Below are 23,120 nucleotides of genomic sequence, written 5' to 3'. Positions count from 1 at the left end.
CAGGCGAACAGAATCACGATTCACTTAAACCCCGATCACGCGCAGTCGAATCATTTTGAGCCTGCCAATCGCAGACATGGTCGCTGCGCGTCAATCTTCGCCGCGAGTGCGGCATTCGTTCTGTAGGCAAACATGAGGAGCAGCTTCGCGGAAATGTTGCCGCGCAATCGCGATTTTTGCCACCGTTCTTCGCTCGATCGCTCGAGCGGCGTGCAACCGGTCGTTTCGCCTAACAAAATCCCCGCCATACGGCTCGCCTGTCAGGGGCGCGCGCTCGCGAGTAGCGAAAATATAACTGGTGAAGCTGCAGCGGCCGAAGTTCTACGACGAAGCCTTAAGATGGCTGTCGTTCGGCGCAGACATCCGCGGGTCTGTTACAGAAGTACGGTTTCACCCGGCACGCGTGCATCGCGCATCAAATAGACCGTATCGGGACGCCGGCCATGCTCGTCGAAGATGGCGATCCGATTCACGGGCTGCAACCAGGACTGCGGGACATACAGCGCGTGTTGCGGACCGATCTCCCAATAGCGCCCCAGAGCGCGCCCGTTCAGATAGGCCTGCCCCTTGCTCAATCCTTCCGTCACGAGAAAATACGGCCCCGCGAACGCGGGCTTGCCGATCTCCGTCGTCCACCACGTGGGCTCATCTTGCAGCGCCTCGCCGGCAAGTGAGGGATCCACCCAGGCCCGGAAGCCCCAGTCGACAAGCTCGCCCTGCTTCGCGACGCTGTACAGCCTGAAGTGAGCCTGCAGATCGGGGGGCGGCTCTCCGTAGAAGACGATGTCCAGGCGCGCGTTGCGTCCGGAAAAATGCGGATCGAGCTTGAACGTGGAGTAGCTCCTGCCATCGGCGATGGACAGATCGCCCGAATGTTCACCGACAACCTTGCCGTCGACGAGGACCCACGCGTAGGCCGGAAATGCCAGCAACGAAAACACGAGGCCCTCGCTCGCATCCCGCTCGAGCTCGTAGGTCACCGTATGCAACTCCGACAGATCGACCGGCGGCGGTGCATCCGAGCCCAGCGAGAGCGACCAGGCCTTGGAGAAATAATGATATGTCTGAAATCTCCAGCTCTTGCTGGGTAGCGAGGCCGGTTGCGAGTGATGCGGTGCCGGCAGGTCGCGCACACCCGCATCGATGCAGGCGGGGCCGCGGATTCCTTTTCGATCCGGCGTCGAGCCTTCCGAGAAGCGGCCCATGTTGTCGCACAGCATGACAATCTCGTTCTTGCCGGCGGCGAGCTCGATTGGCAACGGATCGCGCGTTGCACCCGGTCCGTGTCCCCAGACACCGGCGCGTTTCGCGTTCACGTACACGGTGACGCGGTCCGATGTATCCGTAAAGAATAGCCCGGTTGAGCGCGCGGAAGCGGATTGCACCGTGGCCCGGTACCACGTGTAGCCATAGTAGGCGCGCAGCTTTTCCACGCAGACAGGGCCGTCGATCTGGCGCCACGCGTTTGCGGGAAGGCGCGGTTCCGGCAGCGGTCTTGCGGTCCAGCTCGTCAACGGAATTCTCGCGGTGAGCGTCGCAGGCACCGTCACCTGCACGGCGTCGATCTCGCCATGCGCAGAAATCATGTGCACACGATCGACCTCGCCATCCAGCAGGCACACGTGCCGGGTGCCCTGCGCCTCGCCCACGTAGTGCGGGCCGATGATCACGCGCTCGTCGACGAACCAGGTGCGATCGGCGAGCGTGCGGGCGAGACCAACCACGCTCACGCCTTCGAGCTCGAGGCGCGCAGGCGCATCGGCGCGGAACACGAACTCCGCGTGCTTGCCGTTGATCGACACGATGCCCTTGCGGCCGGCTTCGCCGCGCAACAACAACACCCGCGTTCCCGGTTTGCCCGCGAGGCCTAACAAGGTTGCATTGGAATGATCGATGCGGGTTCCCGGATCGATCTCGAGCTGATAAGGCAGCATCGAAGGATAAGAAGACGGCTCGGCGACGTCGAACTCCTCGCCGGAAGGCAGCCGCAGCGAGCCCGGCTGGGTGGCGATTTCGGCCAGCGGCCAGTCGTCGGCCGTCTGGATCACGGGCCCGCTGTTGCCGTCCATGTGATAAACCGACGACGTGCGGTCCGGATACTGCGGATGCACGAAGAGCAGATAACCCCGTGGCCCACGCATTGCCGTGCCGCGCACCGGGCCCGAAAGGGACGCCGGAAACGGGGCGGGCTCGCTCGACGTCATGAAGGGCTCGGCCACGCGCGCCAGGTAGTTGGCCGCCTTGGTGACCCAGAACGCATCGGTGAGCGCGCCGCCCTCGGCTACCGGTCCGCGCGAGTAGTAGCGGGTGGTCACGAAAGACTCATCCGACTTCCACGTGGAAGCGGCCCAGAAACCGAAGCTGGTGCCGCCGTAGAACATGAAATAGTTGAACATTCCGCCGACCGAAAGCGTGTCGACGGTCTGCTGATAAACACCCGCCGCGGTCGGCCACGACGTCACAGGCCAGCCCCAGGTGTTCGAGTAGTCGGTGTAGAGCTCGGAGATGATGGCGGGCTTCTGCGGCTGTACTTTGCGAATTCTGGCGATGGCGTCGGCGCCGCCGGAGTTCTGCGTCATGAACGATTCGGCGATGCGGGTATCGGCGCGCCCGCCGTTGCAGTCCGTCACCGGCACCTCGATGCCGAATTCACGAATCATGCTCACCAGCTTCGCCTGGTAATCCTTCACGTTCGGCCGGCCGGCGAAGTAATACTCGTTCTCCTGCTGAACCAGCAGGACGGGGCCGCCGCGTGTCACCTGCCGCTGCGCGAGGATCGGTATCAGCTTGCCGAACCACTTGCGCACGCAGGCGAGCGTGGTCGGGTGAGCGGAGCGCAGCTCGACGTCGTCCTTCGCGTACAACCAGGCGGGGTGACCGGCAGCTTCCCACTCGCCGCAGATGAACGGTCCCACGCGCGGGAAAACATACAGGCCGAGCTCGCCGCACAGATCGATGAAGGCGCCGATATCGGCGTCGCCTTCGAAGGTGAAGACACCCTCTTCGCGCTCGTGGAAATTCCACGCGACGTAGAAAGCAATTGCATTGAGGCCCGAGCGCTTCGCGCGCATCAGCTGCGCGCGCCACTCGCCGTGGGGACAGCGGAAATAGTCCATGCTGCCGATGCGCAGGAATACCGGCTTGCCGTCGACTACAAATGCGCAAGGACGAAACTCGAGGGTATGGCGCTGGCTCGCCGCCCAAGCCGGCGCGCCGATCAGTTGCCAGGCGGCGCCCGCGAGGGGCGCAAGCGCCACCGACTTGACGAGCTCACGGCGCGAAACGCTCATGTCGCAGACTCCTTGTTCAAACGCTTCACCGGTCCTCACGCCTCCTCCCGATCAGAGCACGGGCGCGAAAGGCGCCTCGACGAGACCGCATACGCCAGCATCGATGGCAAACACATGGCCCGCGGCCGGACTCGCCGCCAACTGCGACTCGCTCAGTCCATAACGCGCGGTGGTGACATACAACGTCTCCAGCCGCTCGCCGCCGAAGGCCACACTGGTCACGCGCGGCACCGGTAGTTCGATGACGGCCAGCCGCGAGCCGTCGGCGGCGAATCGGGTCACGCGCGCACCATCCCAGTGAGCGCACCACAGGCAACCTTCCGCATCGACTGTGAGGCCATCGGGCATTCCCTCTTCCGCAGTCATCTGGGCGAAGACTTTGCGTGAAACCAGCCATGGCGCACATTCGCGAACTTCGAACGAGAGGATTCGCCGCGCGATCGAGTCGCTGACGTAGACGATGTCGCCGCGCGGCGAGAAGGCCGGCCCGTTGACGACGGCGAGCCCGGCTTCGGCCAGCACCGGCGCATCCATGCCGTCGAGCATCCAGAGTGCGCCCCGCGGCTCGGCTTCGGCCAGATCGAAGCTGCCGGCCCACAGTCTGCCGCGACGATCCACTTTCGCATCGTTGTAGCCGATGTCCGCGCGGCTCTTTTCGGGGTGCGCAATGCACTGTAGCGAGCGCGAGACGAGATTGAAGGTGCACAAGCCGTCCGGTTGCGCGAGCAGCAGGATGGCGGGGCTGCCGGTCTGCGCAATCATGCCGAGCGGCGCGGCGCAGGGAACATCGATGGTCTCGTGGAAGCCGCTGTCGGGCTCGAAGCGATGAATGCGCGGCGCGGTGGCCTCCACCCAATAGATAGACTTGCGCGTGGGCGACCACAGCATCGACTCGCCGAGGATGTTCGCGGATTCGAAGACGACTCGCGGCTGCATCGGAACCTCTCAGACCATCGCCGCGGCGGCGGCCGACGCGCGGACGCTCATTCCGGCAGCTCGGTGGCGAGCTTGGCGAGCAACCCGCCATCGACTTTGAAATCGGCCCCGGTGCAGAAGGCCGCGCGCGGACCGCACAGGAAGGCGATCAATGCGCCCACTTCGTCGGGGAGACCGACACGCCCCAGTGGATGGGCGCGTCCCCACTTGTCGATCAACTGCTGCTGCGTTTCGGTGCCCGCGTACAAAGATGCCTCGTCACGCAACATGGGCGTATCGATTGCGCCCGGAGAGACCGAGTTCACGCGGATGCCGTCGGCGGCGTGATCCAGCGCCATGGCGCGCGTCAATGCGAGCACGGCGCCTTTCGAGGCGGCGTAAGCGGCAACTCCTTTCTGGCACGCGCTGGCCTGAACGGACGCGACGTTGACGATCGCGCCCGCGCCACGCGCGCGCATGACCGGGATCACGTAACGGCCCGATAGATAGACGCCCTTGAGGTTCACCGCGAGAACGCGGTCCCAATCGGCTTCTGCCGTGGTCTCGACCGTTCCATAGGGCTGGATGGCCGCGCTGTTCACGAGCATGTCTATGCGGCCGAATTTCGCGCGGGTTTCTTCGACCAGCCGGCGGACGGATTCATCCTTCGAAACATCGCCCGAAATCGCGCACGCCGCGAAGCCGTCGCCGCGCAGCTGCGCGACCGCGGCATCCAGCACGTCGCCATCCGGGCCAAACAGTACGACCGTCGCGCCATCGCGTGCCAGGCAGCGAGCGGCCGCGAGCCCGATGCCGCTTCCGCCGCCCGTCACGACCGCGACCTGTCCGGTCAGGATGGCTTTCGCGTCGTTCAAGGTGCGCCCGAGGATTTCTCTTGCACCCGGACCACCACGCTCTTGATCTCGTAGCGCCCCATGTCGAGCGTCACTTCGCGCGAATTGCCGGCCAGGGCGGCCACCCGATCTCCGGCCGGGGAGGCGAGGTAGGACTCCCGGATCGCGACCGACGGGAATTTCAACGTGGCCGTGACCGCGTTCGCCGTGGTGTTCTGCACGCGCAGTAGATAGGCATCGCCGCCTTCCAGCGGCCGGATCGTCAGGACGGTGACTCCCTGCGGCGTCGCTTGCAGGAATCCACCGCCCGCTTCCGGCAGGCCCTGCTCCCATCCCATGTTGTAGCGGCGAATGGCGGGCAGCGTTGCGCGTTGCTCGCTCGTGAGCATCATCGCCTCGGCGCCCGACACGTTGGCACCGCTGGTCAGCGCATAACGGAATGTGAACCGTCCGCCCTGCTTCGCGGGCGCGTCGGTATACCAGTAGTTGTTCATCGCGTACGAGAACACGTTGCCGTTGGTGATCTTGATCGTCTCGGGCCACAGGCCGCGGTTGATGTCCTGCAGCGTGACCAGCGGTGCGTCCACCGAGGTCCATGCCACACCCGCGTCGGTGCCCTGCCCCCACACTCCACCCTGTGTTGCGAACCACTGGCGATTTGCCCCGGCCAGCATGTCGAACTCCGGATCCACCCACGCGGTGGCGCCCTGGTACTTCACGCGCGGCGCATTCAACTTGAAGGGGAATGCGAAGTACACGCCTTCCTTTTTGATCGTCGCGATCTTCTCCACCTCGTTGCGGATGTTGATCTGCTTCTTGAAGTCGAGCAGCGTGAGCGTCGAGACGATTTCCGGCGTGTTCTCGGACTTCGAACGGATGGTGAGCACGGTGCCCCAGGGGAAGCGGCGCGCCGTCGGCGGCGCCGTGAGCTGTGCACGATGGATCTGCAGCTTGGGCAACGGCAGCGTGATGTCCGCGGCGAGGATGCGGTTGTCATCGTTGTGCCCCGCCAGGAATGCGCCCGGGTCGCCACCCGTCACATAAAGATATTCGTTGAGGCCATAGCCGCTGTCCGCGTCGACGAGATTGCGTCCCGTCGATTTGTCGAGCAAGCGCGACACCGCGCCGGTGTGCGCGTCGAGCTCGAGCTGGTAATACGCGTTTTCGATCCGCGGCGCGGCAGCGTCGAGAACCAGCGGCACTCCAGCGTCCGCACTCCCCTTCACCGCGGCGTAAAACTTGTAGCCCACCGCCGGCACGTCGGTGGCCCAACAGCGAACCTCCTGGTACGCGTTGCCGATCTCCGTGAATCCGGACTTCGAGATATCGGCGAACGAGCGCATGACGCCGCAAGGAATCACCCGCCCCGTGGCGGGATCCGTCAGCACTTCATCCAGCTCCATGTCGAAGTCGAAAAACTCGCTGCGCGGCCAGCTCTCAGAATTGAACACCACGACGCCCTGCTTGGAAGTCGCGACCTGGTCGGCGATCTTGTCCATCGCAACCAGTCGCAGGTCGCTGCTTTGCTGCAACGCCGCCTCGGCCCAGGCACGATGCGCAGCTTCACCCCCGCGTGTACGTTGGCTCTCGGGACGCGTGAAGGAGTTGGCATCGCTCCATACATATGAGTCCGCCAGCAGGATGTTCTTCCAGGCCGCGTCGAACTGCGGCCGTTCGAATTTCAGATGCGGCTGCAGCCAGGCCGCAGTGCTCTCGAACTTCTCGGCCGCGGTGATCTGCCACTGCGCGGTGCGAATGATCGCCGCGATACGCGCGTCGGCGCCGGCTTCATCCTCCCAATACGCCCCGGCATCGCCGCGGTGTGTCTGGATCTGGTTCGGGAATTTGTCGAGTATGTAAGTGAAGAAGTCGCGCTGCGTGGACGCGTGGATCTTCGGATACGCGTACTCGCGGTTCCACGCCTCGATCACGTCGGCGTCTCCCCAGTGACGCATGGGGATCTCGTCGTTGTGCAGCCCGAAGAGCAGCACCGCGTCGAACGGGTGGTCTTCGCGTTCGAACTGCGACAGGTACATGGGCAGCGATCGCGAGAGGCCGAACGTCGATGGCGAATATTTTCCGCTGCGCGCGGCCTCGAGGCTCCATCCAGCCCAGGTCATGTCGTCGACCGCCGTATACGATACGCCGCTCCACATGAGCACCTTCGCGCCCGATGCAGCCTCCCAGTAGAACGGGGACTTGAAGTTCCAATGCCCGATCGAATTGAGGACGCCGCGGATCGGATCGCTGCCGTTGACGAAATAACGGATGCCAGCGTCGGCGAGTACCTGGGGCAGCGCCCAGGTCACCGAGGGTTCGTCGGTCTGCGAAGCCGAATCGAGGGTCAGCCCGTGGTCGCGCCGCGCGCGCAGCGCGACATCGAGCGTGCGATACAGCTCCTCCGGAGTAGATAGCCCGGTGAAGAAGTTGGCGAACAACGCGTTCATGCCCCACTTGCCGCTGCGCAGGTGACTCAGCAGCTGCTCTCCATGCGCCGCGTCGCGCGTGGCCAGATAGGATTCGAGATTCGCCGACGCATCGAGCGTGAACGCGTAGTCCGGATATTTCTTCTGGATCTGCAAGGTCTTGTCGATGAAGCGGTTCTCCCACTCCAGCGTGCGCGCCGGCAAATCGTTGTAGCCGAAATCGGCCTGCTCCATCGGCAGCGCATGTACCTGCCAGCGGCGCTTGGGCGTGAACACGCCCTCGTAGATGGCCGTTTTGCTTTCGCCGAGATACAGCGCGACGGGAACCGGTCCTTCCACGGCGGGGACTTCGATCGTCGTCTCGAGGTCGCCGCGCTCGCGCTGCTGGACCTCGGTTTCCACGACCGCGGCGCCCAGCTTCACCTTCAATTTGACGCGGCCCAATGGCTCGCTGGTGCGCACCCGAATCCTGGCGAGCTCGACCAGCTGCTCGGCGCGCTGCTTATAGAGCACGGTCGGCTGCACGACCGCACTGGTTACCTTGTCGAGACGTTGCGCCGGTTCGTTGGTCAGCACCAGGTCGTCGTAGTAAAAGCCGAAGCCGTCCCGCGCTGCGATCGAAAGCGTATTCCGCCCCTTCGCAAAGAGCGCGGCGGGCAGCTGCACTTCGAGCGACTCATATCCGAAGTACTGCTTGTTGCCTTCGGCCGAGCCGCCGTTCGGCCACCACAGTTCCGGCGCGGGATGCGGATCGAGCCGGTAACTCGCGACCCGCTTGCCGTTGAGGTTCAGAACCAGCAGCGGCGCGGCGGGCCGACGCTGGCGCACGATGGCGTCGAGGCGCAGCGTAAACACGCCGCTGGGCGCGGCGGCAAGATCGAAGCGCACCTGGAACGGGTCGGGCTCGGCGCCCGGTTTCATGTCCACCCAGTCGTACTTCATCGTGCTGGGGCTCACCTGCCGGTCGAAGGAGCCTTCCTGAAAATACGGCCAGTCAGCTTGCGGAGTGCTGCGCCCCACGTCGTAGATGACGGCGCGCTCACCGTCCACCGACAGGTGCCGCAGGAACTCGGTGAACAATCCATCCTGTTTCCCGAGGCGGAAGATTTCAGCGGCGCGCACGTCGGCCCCGGCGAGCGCAACAATCGCCGCGGCGACACATCCACCCATGCGTTTGACCGTTCTCATTTGTTCATCCTTTTTTCCATTTGCGTCACGGCCAACACGGCTCATGCCACGCGGAAGGCGCGCAGCGCATCGAGATTCAGTTCCGCGCCGAGACCCGGCCGGCTGGGTAGTTCGATCACGCCGTTGCGGAAGGTGAAGCCTTCGACGGCCAGCTCCCGGCGCAATGGCTCGGTGCACAACTGCGGCGGCAGGTACTCGACAAAAGCGCAGTGCGGCGTGTTGAACGCCAGGTGCACGGTCGCGGTCAGCGAGATGGCGGTTTTCCAGCAGTGCGGCACGATGGTGAGGCCGCGCGCCGCCGCCATGTCGCACACCGCCCGCGCCTCGCCGAGACCGCCGACGCGGCCGACGTCGGGTTGCGCGACCTTGATGCGGCCACGGTCCATGAGCTCCTCGAATTCATAACGCGTCGCCTGCCACTCGCCCGCCGCAATCGGCATGGGCGCGAGCGCGCTCAGCTTTGCGTATTCGTCGAGCCGGTCGATCCACAGCGGCGTCTCGAGGAAAAAGAGATTGAACTCCTTCCAGTCGCGCACGGTTTGCAGCGCCGTATCGGCGTCGGGCCACATGTACTGCACGTCCACCATCAATGCGATGTCGGGGCCGAGCGTCTTGCGGACGGCCTCGACGACCCGTGTGTGGTTTTCATACGGCTCGCACATTCCGTGGTGCGCGTAAGGACCGTTCATGGTGACCTCGGCCTTCACCGCCTTGAACCCGAGGCTCTTGGCACGCTCGGCCCATTCGCACAACGAATCGCGATATTCCTGCCAGCCGGCACCGGCGGGCTGCAGCGACGCGTAGGGAACGACGTGAGGCTGCTTTGCGCCGCCCAACAGCTCGTACACCGGCTTGCCAAGCACCTTGCCCTTGATGTCCCACAACGCCATCTCGATGGCGCCGAGCGCGTGGATCAGCGCGCCGCGGCGACCATTCATCGCGGTGCCGACGTAGAGTCGCTGCCATAACTCCTCGATCGCCAGGGGGTCGCTGCCTAACAACGTTTCCTTGACGCCGAGCCCCATGGTGTGGGTGCCTGGTGCTTCGATGCAGGCCCTGGCGATCCAGGGATTCACATCCGACTCGCCGATTCCGCTGACACCTTCATCCGTGCGCACGATGACGACGAAGCTGTCCTGTGCCGACGAGGTGCTGCTGGTGCTCATGGTGGGCGCCAACAGGACATGGCATTCGATGTCGGTGATTTTCAACTCAATAGCCTCTTCGTGGGTGTGACGTTTGAATCTCTGCCGCAGCGCGCGGCTCGCCCGGATCCAGCAGCGGCGCGGTCTCGCGAAACCCGCGTGTCTTCCAGGCGAGGTAGGCGATACCGACTAACAACCAGGCGCCGCCCGCAAGTTTCGAGGGGGTCGGCACCGCCAACCAGAAGATCAGGCAGAGGAGAAAACCGCTCGCAGGCAGCAACAGGTCGCGCACCAGACTCCGATGGTAGTTAGCTGGCGGGCGCAGGTAGTAACTCCACGCCGCCGCCGCGTTCACGCCCATGAAACCCAGGAAGGCGCCGAAATTGAGCAGGTCGCAGGCGCGCTCGAAGGAAATGCACAGGCTCGCGACGTAGGCCAGCGCGCCGACGAACACGATGTTGAACGCCGGGTTGCCGCGCACGCTCAGGCGCCCGAAGAAGCGCCGCGGCAAGGCGCCGTCGCGCCCCATGCCGAACAGCAGCCGCGCCACGGCGCCCTGCACGCTGAATCCGGCGCCGATCTGGCTGACACTCATGATGACCAGGAAAGTGGAGAACAGCAGCGTGCCGCCCACGATCCGCATGACGTCCAGATAGGAGGTGTTCGGATCGGAGGTCCGCCAGTCCGGCAGCACGGCGTGCAGGAAATACAGCTCGATGGCGCTCAACACGCCGGTGATTGCGACGACCAGCACGGTGGCGAGCACCATGTCACGGCGCGGATGGATGGAATCCTCCGCGTAGGTAGTCAGGCCATCGAAGCCGATGTAGGTGAGCGCGGCGAGTGAGATGCCGGAGAGCACCGCACGCGGTTCGAACGTGGCCGGGTCGTAGAGCGGCTGCAGTGAAACGACGGCACTCCACCCGCCGTGCACGAACAAATGCCGCACGGCAAACGCGAGAAACGCGCAGACCGCGAGGCTGGTCACCAGCAGGAGAACCTTGTTCGCGAACAGCGTGGTGCGGATGCCGAGCAGATTCAGTCCCGTCATGAGCACCACGACCGCGAACGTCAGTGCGGGTAGCGGCACCTCCGGCAGCAGCCGCTGGGTTGCCAGCGCCGGTATCAGCGCGCTGAGCAGCAGGATCATGGCGTAGTCGAGCAGCAACGCCCAGCCGACCAGGAAGCCGAGATTCGCGTGCAGGCTGCGTCCGACATAGGTGTAGGCCGATCCGGCCAGTGGATAGAGCGGCGCCATGCGCCCGTAACTCACCGCGGTGATGAGCATGGCCAGCATCGCGACCAGCACGGCCAAAACCGCGTGGCCGTCGGAGCGTTGCTCCAGCAGACCGAAGACCGGAATCGGCGCGACCACCTGCATGATGATCATGCCGTAGACCAGCAGCGCTCCGAGGCCCAGCACCGGCTTCAGGCGCTGGGGCGCGGCACTCCCACCGGCGTATTGCGCGGGCTCGGGCAGCAAGGTGGTTCTCCAGAATTTTCCTGTTGACGCGTCACCGCGCGGACAACACCCATACGTGTCGTCCGGCGGCGCCGTTGCCCCATCAGAACCTGGCGCGAACTCCCAGCGTGAATATCCGCGGCAGCGGGTTGTACTGAGTCAGCAGCTTGGCCGGCCCGATGAAGGCGATCTGCTCGGCGTTGGTGAGATTCGTCCCGGTGGCGATCACTTCGAAGTGATCGTCGAGGAATCGCTTGCTCAGGCTCAGATCGATCGTCTCGTAACCCTTGATGTAACCATCGTCGATCAGGTGCCCTTCGTAGCTAGTGCCGCCGGGGGACGTCGTCGTGTCGCCGCGGTAGTTGAAAGCCAGGCGGACTGCGAAGCCGTACTTCTCGTAGTAGAGCTGCGCATTCACGTTGTCCTTGGCGGTGCCCGGGAGTTCTCCGCTGATCGTGCCGTTCGCGGTTTCGAGGGTCTGCTGGCTGGACACGCGGGTGTAGTTGGCAGTGACGCCCAAGCCATCCCACGGTGAAGGCAGGAAGGTGAAGGGCTGGTTCGTTCCAACCTCCACGCCCGACGAGTGGCCGCTCCCGCCGTTGATGGTCGTGCCCGAGTTGAACAACCCGTCGAGTCCGGGGACGGGGACGCCCAGCTGCGTCAGCCCGACGTTGAAGTCGCTGAGGTTCTTGCGAAACGCACTGACGATGATCGCGCCGCCGTACGAGGTGTAGTACTCCGCGGTCAGATCGAAATTGTCGGCCTCGGTCGGCTTGAGATAGAGATTTCCGCCGTAGAACGTGTTCGGATACTGCACGCCGTTGAACGATTGATAGTAGGTAGCCGTGCCGGACGGCGCCATGGCCGTGTAGCTCGGCAGCGTGATCGTCCGCGCGAAGCCGAACCGCAGGTTGATGTTGGCGCGCGGCTTGAACAACACGTTCAGCGAAGGCAGGTAGTTCCAGTAGCTGGTCTCGCCTTCGCCCGGCTGGCTGGTGGTGCTGATGACACTGCCACCCGGATCGGAGATGGCTTCGTTGACGAACTGCAGGCCGGAGGCACTTTCCTCCACGCGCAGCGCGCGCACGCCGACGTTGGCGGACCAGTCACGCTGGCCGATCGTCCCCTTGTAATCGACCTGCACGTACGCCGCGCTGGTCTTCTCCTTCAGGCAATACACCGCGCCGCTGCCGGTGATCGGCTGCAGCGAAATGGGATCGGAAGTGGTGATCGGCGAAGGGCAGTCGTAGAAGCTGCCGCCGCGTCCGAAATTCGTGAGGCTCGCGGCGAATGGATTGGTGCTCGCGAATCCCGCGCGAGTCGCCAGAGGAACATCGGGAGCGCCCGGAAGATTCGCGGACTTGCCGCTGAGCAGCCCATCGGTGGTGTAGTAGCCCGTGGAGGGATCTCCGGGCGTCGAAAACAGCGTGAACGAATTGACGCCGTTGTACGGATTCACGCCGGTTGTTCCGAAGCCGGAAGCGGTTCTGACGTTGGTGGTCTCGAACCGTACGCCGCCCTTGAGCGTGAAGGCATCGCTCAAGTTCCACGACAAGTCGGCGCGAGCCTGGTCGCGATCCGTGTGCCAGTACGTTTGCTGGGCGTAATAACCCAGGCCATTCGAAGCGTCCTCCGCCGTGCTCCACAAGGCGGGATTCGACGGCAGATTGTCCCCGTAGTAATGCGCCGTGTACTTGAAGCCGGTGAAGTCGTAGGCGCCGTCGATGGCCGTCTCGTCCGTGCCGGACGAGGGCCAATACGCGTTGTTGAAGTCCTGCGCGTAGGTCAACGTGTTGTGCGCGTAGTCCACCGACAGCGTGTAGCTGTCGCCGCGCCACTTGATGTTGCCGCCGAGCATGCGGTTCGCGTTGGTGTTGTCGACGAATCCGCCGACCAGACCCGCGCTGCGGCCGCTGAACAGGCCGGTGGGGAAACCATCCACGGTCTTTGTCGTATCGAAACCCGTCATCTGGCCGTCGACGATGGTCGCGCCGCCCGGCAGGAACGTCACCGGGGCGAAAATGCCGAAGCCGGTGTAGTTCTGGAAAGTCGATTGCTCGATCAGCGTGGAGAATCTGCTGTACAGGGCGTCGACGTTCACTTCCAGGCGACTGTCCGCCGGCCGCCACTGCAGGCCCACGGAGGTGCCGCGGCGGATGTAGTGATAGTTGTCGAGCAGCGAATCCGCTTCACCAGGAAACAGAATGTTCTCGTAGTTAGTCGTGCCGCCGCCCGCATTCTGGACGGCGACGTTGCCGAGGTACCAGAAGACGTAGTTCTGTTTGGATTGCTGATATTCATCGGACGCCAGCGCGGCCACGTACACACCGAGCGTGTCGTCGAGCAGCTTCGCACCGAGCACGCCGCTGTAGCGCGGACCGGTCTTCGACCGTTCGCTCTGATAGATGCCCTGCGCTTGCACCGAGCCGAAGAAGTTTTCACCGTCCGGCGTACGGTAGTCGAGTGGCTTCAGGGTCTGGATGTCCACTTCGCCCGCGAGACCCGGCTCCACCAATTCAGCCGTGGGCGATTTGTAGACCAGGATTCCGGAGACGACTTCGGGCGAGAGGGAGTCGAAATCGAAGTTGCGCCCGGTGCCGCCGCCACGCGATTCCGGCTGGCCCAGCACGTTGCGCCCGTTGACCGTCGTCGCGACGAAGTCGGGACCGAGACCGCGGATGGAAACGCCGGATCCGCCGCCGTATTGCGGCTGTGCGTTCTGATACACCTGCAGGCCGGGCACTCGCGTCAGCGACTGGCTCAGTGCCGCATCGGTGAACTGACCAAGATCTTTCGGAGTCACGGCCTCCACGACCGACGGCGCATCGCGTTTCAGCTCCTGCGCCGACTCGAGCGATGCACGAATGCCGATCACCACGACTTCCTGCAGGTCGGTGGCATCCGTTTCACCTGCTGGCGCGGTGGGCTGCTGCGCCATGACGGCGGGCGCCGAGCCCAGCCCCAGGGTGAGCGCGGTGACGCCGGTGAAAATGGTGCTGTTTCGAATGCTTCGCATGAGCTTTCCCTCTGGATGTGCCTGTGTTCTGTGCACAGTGTCTACGCGGACAATATCCCACGCCGATATTCGTTCGTCAACAATTGTCTGAGTACTAAAACTCACACTGGATTGCCGCGATTCACGGCGCCCGTCGCGCAAATCACGAAGTTATCGCGCCTGCGTCTGCAATCTGTCGAATAATTAACATTCGATCGAAGAGTCCGAGAAAACATTCATTAGTCGGACAAAACTTGTTCCACCCATGTTGACTGGCCATTTGCGCAGCGACACACTCGGAACGATTGGCGCGTCCGGCTCGTCTTGCCACCCACCACCGACGCGCAAGACACTGCAGGCACAAAAATGCTCGTCGACAGGATCGGGATTGCCACAACGTTGTTAGTCATCTCGCTGGCGGGCGCCTGCCACGCGGCGCCTGCCGCCGCCGAAAACTGGCGATCGCTGTTCGATGGCAAGACGCTGAGTGGCTGGGAGCGGGCCGGCGGCAATGCGCAATACCGCGTGGAGAAAGGAGAAATCGTCGGCACACTCACCGACACTTCCCCGCTCAACACCTGGTTGGTCACGCAGCGCTCGTACGGCGACTTCATCGTCGAGCTGGAGATCAAGCTCGACGATGACCGCGGCAACTCGGGCGTGCTGGTCCGCGCCCACGTCGATCCCTACAGCGGCGCGGCCTACGGGCAACAGGTCGAAGCGGATCCGAGCGAGCGCGCCTGGACGGGCGGCATCTACGATGAAGAGCGCCGTGGCTGGCTCTACCAGCTGCAATTGAACGAGCCTGCGCGTCGTGCATACAAGAAGAACGACTACAACCGCCTGCGCATCGAATGCATCGGCCATGAAACCCGCACCTGGGTGAACGACATTCCCACGGCGTACGTGGTGGACGATGTGGACACCGACGGTTTCATCGGGCTGCAGCTGCACACGGCTTACGACAAGAGCTGGATCGGCGGGCATGTGCGCTTTCGCAATATCCGCATCCAGACCGGGAATCTGCAGCCGCGGCCGATGGCGCCGGGTGTGTATGCGCTCAACCTGCTGCCCAACACCCTCACCGACTACGAGCGGCGCGAGGGGTATCGCTTGTTGTTCGACGGAGTGACGTCGGCGGGATGGAAAGGCGCGCGCCTCGATGGCTTTCCTGCGACGGGCTGGCGCATCGCGGGCGGTGCCCTGTCGGTCGAAGCCGCCGACGGTAAAGAAGGCGCGAACGGCGGCGATCTCGCGTCCGAGCAAACGTACCAGGCGTTCGACCTGTCGTTCGAATTCCGCTTCACGGACGGTGCGGAGGGCGGAGTGAAATATCTGGTGCCGTCCGCGGCGCCACAGGCGGCCGCGGTGCCGGCCCTGGAATACCGGATTGCCGATGACGCGCAACCCGAGGCTACACAACGCGACCGTGACGTCCGCCTTTCCGTCGCCTCACTACTCGGCCTGCTACCCGCACAGAAACAACCCGACTTCGTCTACCCGGCGAAGACCTGGAATCGCGGCCGCATCGTCGTGTCGCGGGACGGCACAGTGGCTCACTACTTGAATGGAATGCGCGTGCTCGAGTACGACCGGAATTCGGCCGCGTTCCGTCAACTCCTGACGGCGAGCGGCCTTCAAGGCATCGAGGGCTCAGGCCAAAACGCAGGCGGCCACATCCTGCTCGAAGAACACGGCCGGCCGGTGAGTTTCCGCAGCATCAAGCTCAAGCCGTTGTAACCGGCCGGAGTACATCGCTCATGCGTCACCGCAATCTGGCCTGTCTCCTCGCATCTGGTCTGCTCGGCGCATATCAGGCTCCGGCAGCCACCGCACGACAAGCCGCGCCCGAACCCGTACGCACACCGGCGGATTCTCCAGCACTGTCCGCCGAGGAATCGCTGTCCCGCATGCAGGTGCAGGACGGATTCAAAGTGGAGCTGGTCGCCGCGGAACCGCTGGTGAGCGCACCGGTGGCGCTGAGCTTCGATGCCCGCGGCCGCATCTGGGTGGTGGAGATGACCGCCTTCATGCCTGACTACTCAGGCAGCGGGGAAGACGCGCCCAACGGCAAGATCGTCATCCTCGAAGACGGCAACGGCGATGGCCGCATCGACAGGAGAACGGTGTTCCTGGATGGCCTGGTGCTGCCGCGAGCCCTCGCGCTCGTGGGCGATGGCATTCTGGTCGCCGAACCGCCGAACCTCTGGTACTACGGCATCGAAGACGACAAACCCACGAACAAAGTCCTGATCGATGCTGCCTACACGGCCGCGGGCAATCCCGAGCATCAACCCAACGGCCTGTACCGGGCCCTCGACAACTGGATCTACAGCGCCAAGTCGAGCAAACGTTACCGCCGCCGCGGTGACGCGTGGCTGACCGAGACCACACACTTCCGCGGCCAGTGGGGTCTGAGCCAGGACGACCAGGGACGGCTGTACTACAACAACAATTCCGACAATCTGCTGGGTGACTATTTCGCGCCGGGTCTCGGCGCCGGCAACAGGAATCAAGATGGCGTGGCCGGCTATTCCGAGACCATCGTCGCCGACACGCGGGTGTTCCCGGCGCACGACACGCCGGGTGTGAATCGCGGCTACGTGCCCGGCATTCTCGACGCGCGGCAGCGGCTGTCGAATTTCACCGCCGCCTGCGGTCCGCTGATTTACCGCGGCGGCCGGTTCGGTCCCGCATACGCCTTCAATGCATTCGTCGCCGAGCCCGCGGGCAACCTGGTAAAGCGCGATGTTCTCGAGGCGCAGGGAAATCTTGTCAGTGGCGCTCTCGCCTATCAGGAACACGAGTTCCTCGCGAGCACGGACGAGCGCTTCCGGCCGGTGAACCTGTACGACGGTCCGGACGGCGCGTTGTACATCGTGGACATGTATCGCGGCATCATCCAGCACAAGACGTACCTGACCTCTTACCTCAAGGAACAGATAGACCAGAGGCAGCTGGCGAGTCCCCTATCTCTGGGAAGGATCTACAAGGTCGTTCCCGCGCAGCATGGCGCGGCACGTTGGCAGACACCGCTGCCGGGCAATGCGATCCGACTGGCAACGCTGCTCGGTGACGAAAACGGCTGGGTGCGCGACAAGGCACAGCAGCTGCTGGTCGATGGCCAGCTCACTGCGGCCGTTCCCGCGCTGCGCGCCGCGCTCCGGCAGCGGAACAATGTGCGCATGGCGATTCATGCGTTGTGGACGCTGGAAGGACTCGCCGCGTTGCGTCCTGCGGATGTGCTGGTGGCACTGCGGCATCCGGACGTTGCCGTGCGAACGCAGGCGCTGAGCGTGTTGCCGCAGACTCTCGACGCGGCCGCTTTCCGCCGCTATCGGCCGGCGCTGGAAGGGTTGATCGTCAACCGGGATTCCTTGGCCGCTCCTTATCTGGCGCAAACGGTCGCCACGGTACGGCGGTTCGATGCCGCGGCGGCAAAGCGCCTGCTGCAGGAACTAGTTAGCGCCTTTCCAGACGACCGCTACGTGGCCGACGCCATCGTCAGCGGAGTGCCGGATCGCGAGGTCGAACTGCTATCGCAACTCGAGAGCTGGCAGCCGTCCGGGATTACCGCACTGCGCACGCGCCTGCAGCAGGCGGTGGCTAACAAGGAGGAAACGCGGCTTGTTGCCCATTCGCCCGCGCTGGCGCGCGTCTACCCGAGGGGAGCGGCAATCTTCAACTCCGTTTGCCAGACCTGCCATGGCGACGACGGCAATGGCATAAAGGGCCTGGGGCCGCCGTTGAATCGTTCGGAATGGGTGAACGATGACGCGAACCGATTGATCACCGTTGTGCTGTACGGCCTGACGGGCCCGGTCACCGTCAGGGAACGGCTCTATCAACCTCCGGAGGTCAGCGGCGAAATGCCGGGAATCGCCGCCAATGCGGAATTCACGGACGACGACATCGCGCAGGTGCTGAGTTTCGTCCGGCAGTCGTGGGGTAACGCCGCCGGACGCATCGACACCGCGGATGTGGCGCGCGTGCGGGCCAAGTGGAAGGACCGGCAGAACGCGTTCACCGTCCAGGAACTGATCGACCAGCCTTGAACGCTGCCGCCGGCCCCGCAGGGGGTGGTTAGAGCACCTTGACCGCGACCGCCGGTGCCGGCAGCCGCTTGATCGGATTACGCACGGGCAGCGTGAAAGGCCTGGCCTGAATCTCGAAGACATCGCCGTCCCGGGTCTGCACGCCATCGCTGAACGACAACGTGGAAGTGCCGAAGAAATGTATGTGAACGTCGCCGGGACGCCGGAACGATGCGTACTTGAAATGATGATGCTCGAGATTGGCGAAGCTGTGAGACATGTTCGACTCGCCCGAAACGAAAGGCTTTTCCCAGAGCACCTCGCCATCACGAAGGATGCGGCTGGTGCCGTGGATGTCACCGGGCAGCTCGCCGAGCAGCAGCTCGGGTCCGAGCGCAGCGGCGCGCAGCTTCGAATGCGCGAGCCACAGGTAGTTTTTCCGCTCGGTCACGTGGTCGGAGAACTCGTTCGCGAGCGCAAAGCCGAGCCGAACGGGCGTGCCATCGTCGTCGATCAGATAGATGCCCGCAATTTCAGGTTCTTCGCCCGCATCCAGCGCGAACTCGGGCGACAGCAGCGGCGCACCCGGCGCGACCAAACAAGAGCCATCTCCTTTGTAAAACCATTCGGGCTGCACTCCCTTGCCGATGCCGGCGGTCTTGCCGCCTTCGACGCCCATGAGAAACATCTTCATAGAGTCGGTCTGCTGCGCGGCGTCCGACATCGCGCGGTGCATCTTGTCGCGTCCTTCCGCGGAGCCCAGATGCGTGAGGCCCGTCCCCGTGAGCAACAAATGGGCCGGATCGACGTGATTGACGGGCGCAAGCAACGCGACAGAAGCGAGGTCCAGCGCTTCCCCTTCTCCACATGCCTGCACGACCGCCGCGAGCGTGCCTTTCCCGAGCAGCGCACGGCGCGCAAGCTCGAGCGTGGTGGCTGCGCCGGGAACGACGGTTGCCGGCAGGCCGTCGCGCAGCGCCGCGACACCGCGTTTTCCATCGGAGCCCCGGTATTGAATCAAGGAAAGTGTCATTCGCTGATCCGCCGATCGACCTCGATGGATTCCGTGCCGGAGGCGGCCGGACGGCAACCCCACAGCGCATAAAAGAGTACGTAGAGCTCGCATGCCGCGGTCAGCAGAAAAGAGAGCTGGAGGCCGAATCGGTCGGCAAGCCAGCCCTGCACGATGACGAGCGCTCCGCCGGCGATCGCCATGATCAGCAGCCCCGAGCCCTCTTCGGTCAGCGGCCCGAGGCCGCGGATTCCCAGCGTGAAAATCGTGGGAAACATGATCGAATGAAAGAGCCCGACGGAGATCAGCGACCACATCGCCAGCTGGCCGCTGGCGAATGAAGTGATCAGCATGATGATGAATGCGCCGGCGGCAAACCATGCCAGCACGCGCTCCCCGGGAATGGTGCGCATGAGGAAGCTGCCGGCGAAGCGGCCCACCATCATGCCGGCCCACAACAGGAACAGGTAGTGAGACGCCTGCTCGTGAGTGACATTCGCGATGGTCGGCTGCGAAACGAAGTTGATGAAGAGATTCGCGACGCCGATCTCCGCGATCAGATAGATGAAGATTGCCGGAACGCCGAACACCAGATTGCGGTGCCGCCACAAGGAGTGGCGTTTGCGCTGCTCGACCGAGAAGCGGCGCGTTTCGGCACTCATGTCGGGCAGGCGGAACCGCGCGATGACGATGGCGAGCACGATCAGCGTCGCGGCCACGATCAGGTAGGGCAATTGCACGGCCTGCGCGTCGGCGAGGCGCGTGGCCGAACTCAAGGCGGTATCGGCCTCCGCCGTGCCCGAAGCCGAGCGTCCCAGGATCAGGTAACCGCCAAAAAGCGGCGCCAGGGTCGTGCCGAGTGAGTTGAACGCCTGCACGAGATTGAGCCGCGCCGGCGCGGTCGCCGGCGGACCCACGACGGCGACGTATGGATTCGCGGCCACCTGCAGCAACGTGATGCCGCTCGCGATCACGAACAGTGCCGCCAGCGTCACGCCGTACGAAGGAATACGTGCCGCGGGGATCATGCCGAGCGCGCCAATCGCCATGACGGCAAGCCCGATCACCATCGAGCGTTTGTAACCCACGCGTTCGATGAGTTTGGCCGACGGAATCGACGCGACGAAGTAGGCGATGAACCACACTGATTCGATCAGCGTCGTCCTGGTGTAGTCGAGCTCGAACACGCTGCGCAGATGCGGCAGCAACGTGTTGTTGATGACGGTGATGAAGCCCCAGATGAAGAACAGGCTGGCCAGCAGTCTGAGCGCCGGCGTGTAGTGAGCCGGTGCCGCGCCGGACAAGTTGTGCGTTGCGTTGGGGACTGCGGGCATTCGAAAGGGTCCCATCGTTGCGGCGCCGGAGCGCGGATTGTTCTTTCCACGGAATACACCGCCATACGCCGGAATTCTCGACATACAAGCGGCGAATCCGTATATTTATATTGTACGAGTATTAAATAACCAAAGGCAATTCACGATGACAGCAGCAGCCAGGCAGATTTTCGTGTCGGTCGCAGCGGCGTTTATTGCCGTCGTGATCCCGCGGTTCGCCGCGGCCGCCACACCCGCCGAAGCCGGGTTCACGAATGCGCAGCCGCTGAACGTCATCATCGATCCCGCCGGAGCGGGCCGGCGCTTCGACGGCATCGGCGCGACCAGCGGCGGCGGCGCGACTTCGCGCCTGCTGTTCGACTACCCCGAGCCGCAACGCAGCCGGATCCTGGATCTGCTCTTCAAGCCGCGCGTCGGCGCTTCGCTGCAGACCTTGAAAGTCGAGATCGGCAGCGACGGCAACTCCACCGAAGGCGCCGAGCCCTCGCACAAGCGCAGCGCCGACGACGCCAACTACGAGCGCGGCTACGAGTGGTGGATGATGAAAGAGGCCAGGAAACGCAATCCGCGCATCACACTCATCGCCCTCGCCTGGAACTACCCCGCATGGGTGGAAAAGACCGATTCGCAGGCGGCCGCCAACTACCTGGTGAGCTTCGTCACTGGGGCGAAGGCTGCGCACGGCCTGACTATCGACTACCTGGGCCTGTGGAACGAGACGCCCATGCCGCGCGACTTCACCAAGATCCTGCGGGCGAGTCTCGACGCAAAAGGGTTGAAGACGCGGATCATTTCCGACGACTCGGTCAATTCCTGGGACATCGTCGATGCGATGTCCGCCGACCGCGCCCTGCGCGACGTGGTGGACGTGATTGCCACCCACTATCCGCGCTTTCAGAGCACCGCGAAGGCACGGGAGTTGTCCGCCGAGTGGAACAAACCTTTGTGGTCCAGCGAAGACGGCCCGTGGGGCGATGAATGGGGCATTGCGGGACAGCAGTCACCGCCGCTCGCCGAATTGCTGAACCGGAACTACATCCTCGGGCGCATGACCTCGACCAACGTGTGGAATCTGGTCACGGCCTATTACGATATCTTCGAGTTGCCGAACGCAGGCCTGTTGCGCGCCAAGTCTCCGTGGTCCGGCAACTACCAAGTCACATCGCCGCTGTGGATCGTTGCGCACACCACGCAATTCGCACAGCCGGGCTGGAAATATCTCGATGCGGCGTCCGCCCTCATTCCAGGCGGCGGCAGCTACGTGACGCTGCACTCCGGCCGCGATTTCAGCACCGTCGTGGAAACGCTGGCGGCGACGCAAAGTCACGAAGCGACATTCGAATTGCGCGGCAAGCTGAAGAAGACCGTTTACGTGTGGCGCACGACCGCCGATCGTCCCTTCGCGCGCATCGCGACCATTCCGGTGAAAGGCAACCGCTTCACCGTCACGCTGGAGCCGAACAGCGTCTACACGCTTACGAGCACGCGCGGCCAGACGAGCCACGCGGCGGTGAATCCCATCGTGGACGATCCGTTCCCGCTCCCCTACTCCGAGAGCTTCGAGAACATGCAGCCGGGCCGCTCCTCCGCTCCCTATCTATTCGAGGCCAATGGCGCGTTCGAAGTCAACGAATGCGTGGGCGGCCGGTCCGGACATTGTCTCGAACAGGTCGCCCCTCGTGCGCCGATCGGCTGGACGTTTTATGCCAGCTGGCCCCAGTCGGGAACGCTGGCCACCTGGGGCGACGCCCGGTGGAATCACTACCGGGTGGCGGCGGATGTACACGTCGAAGGCGCTGACTACGCGGCGCTCTTCGGACGAGTTACGTCGGCTTCCTCGGCGGGCGATATCGTCGGCTATCAAATGCGCGTCTATGGCACCGGCCGATGGGAACTGCGTTCGGGCAGCTCCGAGCGAATCCTCACTTCCGGAGACAGCGGGCCGCCCACCCAGGCGTGGAGACGCGCCGAGTTCATCATGGATGGGCACACGCTGCGCGGGCGAATCGACGGCCGCCAGCTGTTCGAAATCACCGACGAGGAGCACCTCAACGGCCTCGCGGGCATCGGTTCCAGCTGGAACCCCGTGAGTTTCGACAATCTCGAAGTAACGCCGGTCGACGCGCGGCGGCCAGTAATCGACGCCGAGTTCCTGCGGTCGCGCCCGGTGGCGCTGCCGGCCGCGCCGGAGCTGCTGGTGCCCGTGGCGTTGAGCCACACGGTGAAATTGACTTGGAAAACCGTGCCCGGCGCGACGGGATACCGGGTCAGCATCGGCCGGCAGAAGGACAACTTCGACAAGACGGAATCGGTGGGTGCGGTAAACAGCTTCACTTTCCGTACTTTGACCAATGGGGTGGAGTACTACTTCGCCGTGTCCGCCGTGAACGCACTCGGCGAGGGCAGCCCGTCTACCCAATACGCAGTGCCCACCGAGGGTCCGTGACCGCCTGATATGTATGCGT

Annotated in this window: 12 protein-coding genes; 3 read left to right on the top strand and 9 right to left on the bottom strand. The window is 64.0% G+C overall.

The window, feature by feature from the left end; all coding sequences use genetic code 11:
* Positions 1–374: 374 nt before the first annotated feature.
* The 7 genes from WDO72_16520 to WDO72_16490 all read right to left on the bottom strand — a co-directional run bounded on the left by WDO72_16520 (position 375) and on the right by WDO72_16490 (position 14,296).
* Entirely contained in the window at positions 375–3,290 is a 2,916-nt protein-coding gene (locus tag WDO72_16520; GenBank protein MEJ0087277.1) for a beta-galactosidase, read from the bottom strand.
* 51 nt (positions 3,291–3,341) lie between these two features.
* Positions 3,342–4,226 carry an SMP-30/gluconolactonase/LRE family protein gene (locus tag WDO72_16515; protein ID MEJ0087276.1) on the bottom strand — a complete coding sequence of 295 codons (885 nt, stop codon included), beginning with the start codon at positions 4,224–4,226 and terminating at the stop codon, positions 3,342–3,344.
* A gap of 47 nt (positions 4,227–4,273) precedes the next feature.
* The gene (locus WDO72_16510) at positions 4,274–5,080 is read right to left on the bottom strand and encodes a glucose 1-dehydrogenase (protein MEJ0087275.1); all 807 of its coding nucleotides are present in this window, start codon (positions 5,078–5,080) and stop codon (positions 4,274–4,276) included.
* Positions 5,077–8,673, bottom strand: coding sequence for a polysaccharide lyase family protein (locus WDO72_16505; GenBank protein MEJ0087274.1), 3,597 nt, complete (start codon positions 8,671–8,673; stop codon positions 5,077–5,079). Before WDO72_16505 ends, WDO72_16510 begins: the two co-directional genes overlap by 4 nt.
* A gap of 41 nt (positions 8,674–8,714) precedes the next feature.
* Entirely contained in the window at positions 8,715–9,884 is a 1,170-nt protein-coding gene (locus WDO72_16500; protein MEJ0087273.1) for a mandelate racemase/muconate lactonizing enzyme family protein, read from the bottom strand.
* Position 9,885: 1 nt separating this feature from the next.
* The gene (locus tag WDO72_16495; GenBank protein MEJ0087272.1) at positions 9,886–11,301 is read right to left on the bottom strand and encodes an APC family permease; all 1,416 of its coding nucleotides are present in this window, start codon (positions 11,299–11,301) and stop codon (positions 9,886–9,888) included.
* A gap of 82 nt (positions 11,302–11,383) precedes the next feature.
* Entirely contained in the window at positions 11,384–14,296 is a 2,913-nt protein-coding gene (locus WDO72_16490; protein ID MEJ0087271.1) for a TonB-dependent receptor, read from the bottom strand.
* Between the two features lie 345 nt (positions 14,297–14,641).
* Here WDO72_16490 and WDO72_16485 point away from each other — a divergent pair, with 345 nt between their 5' ends.
* Together WDO72_16485 and WDO72_16480 are read left to right on the top strand one after the other, a co-directional pair.
* Entirely contained in the window at positions 14,642–16,015 is a 1,374-nt protein-coding gene (locus WDO72_16485) for a DUF1080 domain-containing protein (protein MEJ0087270.1), read from the top strand.
* Between the two features lie 20 nt (positions 16,016–16,035).
* Complete coding sequence (locus tag WDO72_16480; GenBank protein MEJ0087269.1) at positions 16,036–18,330, top strand: c-type cytochrome; 2,295 nt, start codon at positions 16,036–16,038, stop codon at positions 18,328–18,330.
* Positions 18,331–18,358: 28 nt separating this feature from the next.
* Here the strand turns inward: WDO72_16480 and araD1 are convergent, their stop codons facing one another.
* Together araD1 and WDO72_16470 are read right to left on the bottom strand one after the other, a co-directional pair.
* The gene (gene araD1, locus WDO72_16475; GenBank protein ID MEJ0087268.1) at positions 18,359–19,342 is read right to left on the bottom strand and encodes an AraD1 family protein; all 984 of its coding nucleotides are present in this window, start codon (positions 19,340–19,342) and stop codon (positions 18,359–18,361) included.
* Positions 19,339–20,655 carry a sugar MFS transporter gene (locus tag WDO72_16470; protein MEJ0087267.1) on the bottom strand — a complete coding sequence of 439 codons (1,317 nt, stop codon included), beginning with the start codon at positions 20,653–20,655 and terminating at the stop codon, positions 19,339–19,341. Before WDO72_16470 ends, araD1 begins: the two co-directional genes overlap by 4 nt.
* 145 nt (positions 20,656–20,800) lie before the next feature.
* Between WDO72_16470 and WDO72_16465 the strand changes: the two genes are divergently transcribed.
* Positions 20,801–23,101 carry a fibronectin type III domain-containing protein gene (locus WDO72_16465; GenBank protein MEJ0087266.1) on the top strand — a complete coding sequence of 767 codons (2,301 nt, stop codon included), beginning with the start codon at positions 20,801–20,803 and terminating at the stop codon, positions 23,099–23,101.
* Positions 23,102–23,120 lie beyond the last annotated feature (19 nt).

The organism is Pseudomonadota bacterium (genome assembly GCA_037200975.1).
Taxonomy (GTDB): domain Bacteria; phylum Pseudomonadota; class Gammaproteobacteria; order Steroidobacterales; family Steroidobacteraceae; genus CADEED01.
This window is presented reverse-complemented; position numbering and strand designations above follow the sequence as displayed.

Bases quoted from the DNA above. Each gene is read 5' to 3' on its own strand.
- araD1 (MEJ0087268.1), bottom strand. From the start codon at position 19,342: ATGACACTTTCCTTGATTCAATACCGGGGCTCCGATGGAAAACGCGGT.
- WDO72_16515 (MEJ0087276.1), bottom strand. From the start codon at position 4,226: ATGCAGCCGCGAGTCGTCTTCGAATCCGCGAACATCCTCGGCGAGTCG.
- WDO72_16470 (MEJ0087267.1), bottom strand. From the start codon at position 20,655: ATGCCCGCAGTCCCCAACGCAACGCACAACTTGTCCGGCGCGGCACCG.
- WDO72_16485 (MEJ0087270.1), top strand. From the start codon at position 14,642: ATGCTCGTCGACAGGATCGGGATTGCCACAACGTTGTTAGTCATCTCG.
- WDO72_16490 (MEJ0087271.1), bottom strand. From the start codon at position 14,296: ATGCGAAGCATTCGAAACAGCACCATTTTCACCGGCGTCACCGCGCTC.
- WDO72_16505 (MEJ0087274.1), bottom strand. From the start codon at position 8,673: ATGAGAACGGTCAAACGCATGGGTGGATGTGTCGCCGCGGCGATTGTT.
- WDO72_16520 (MEJ0087277.1), bottom strand. From the start codon at position 3,290: ATGAGCGTTTCGCGCCGTGAGCTCGTCAAGTCGGTGGCGCTTGCGCCC.
- WDO72_16480 (MEJ0087269.1), top strand. From the start codon at position 16,036: ATGCGTCACCGCAATCTGGCCTGTCTCCTCGCATCTGGTCTGCTCGGC.
- WDO72_16465 (MEJ0087266.1), top strand. From the start codon at position 20,801: ATGACAGCAGCAGCCAGGCAGATTTTCGTGTCGGTCGCAGCGGCGTTT.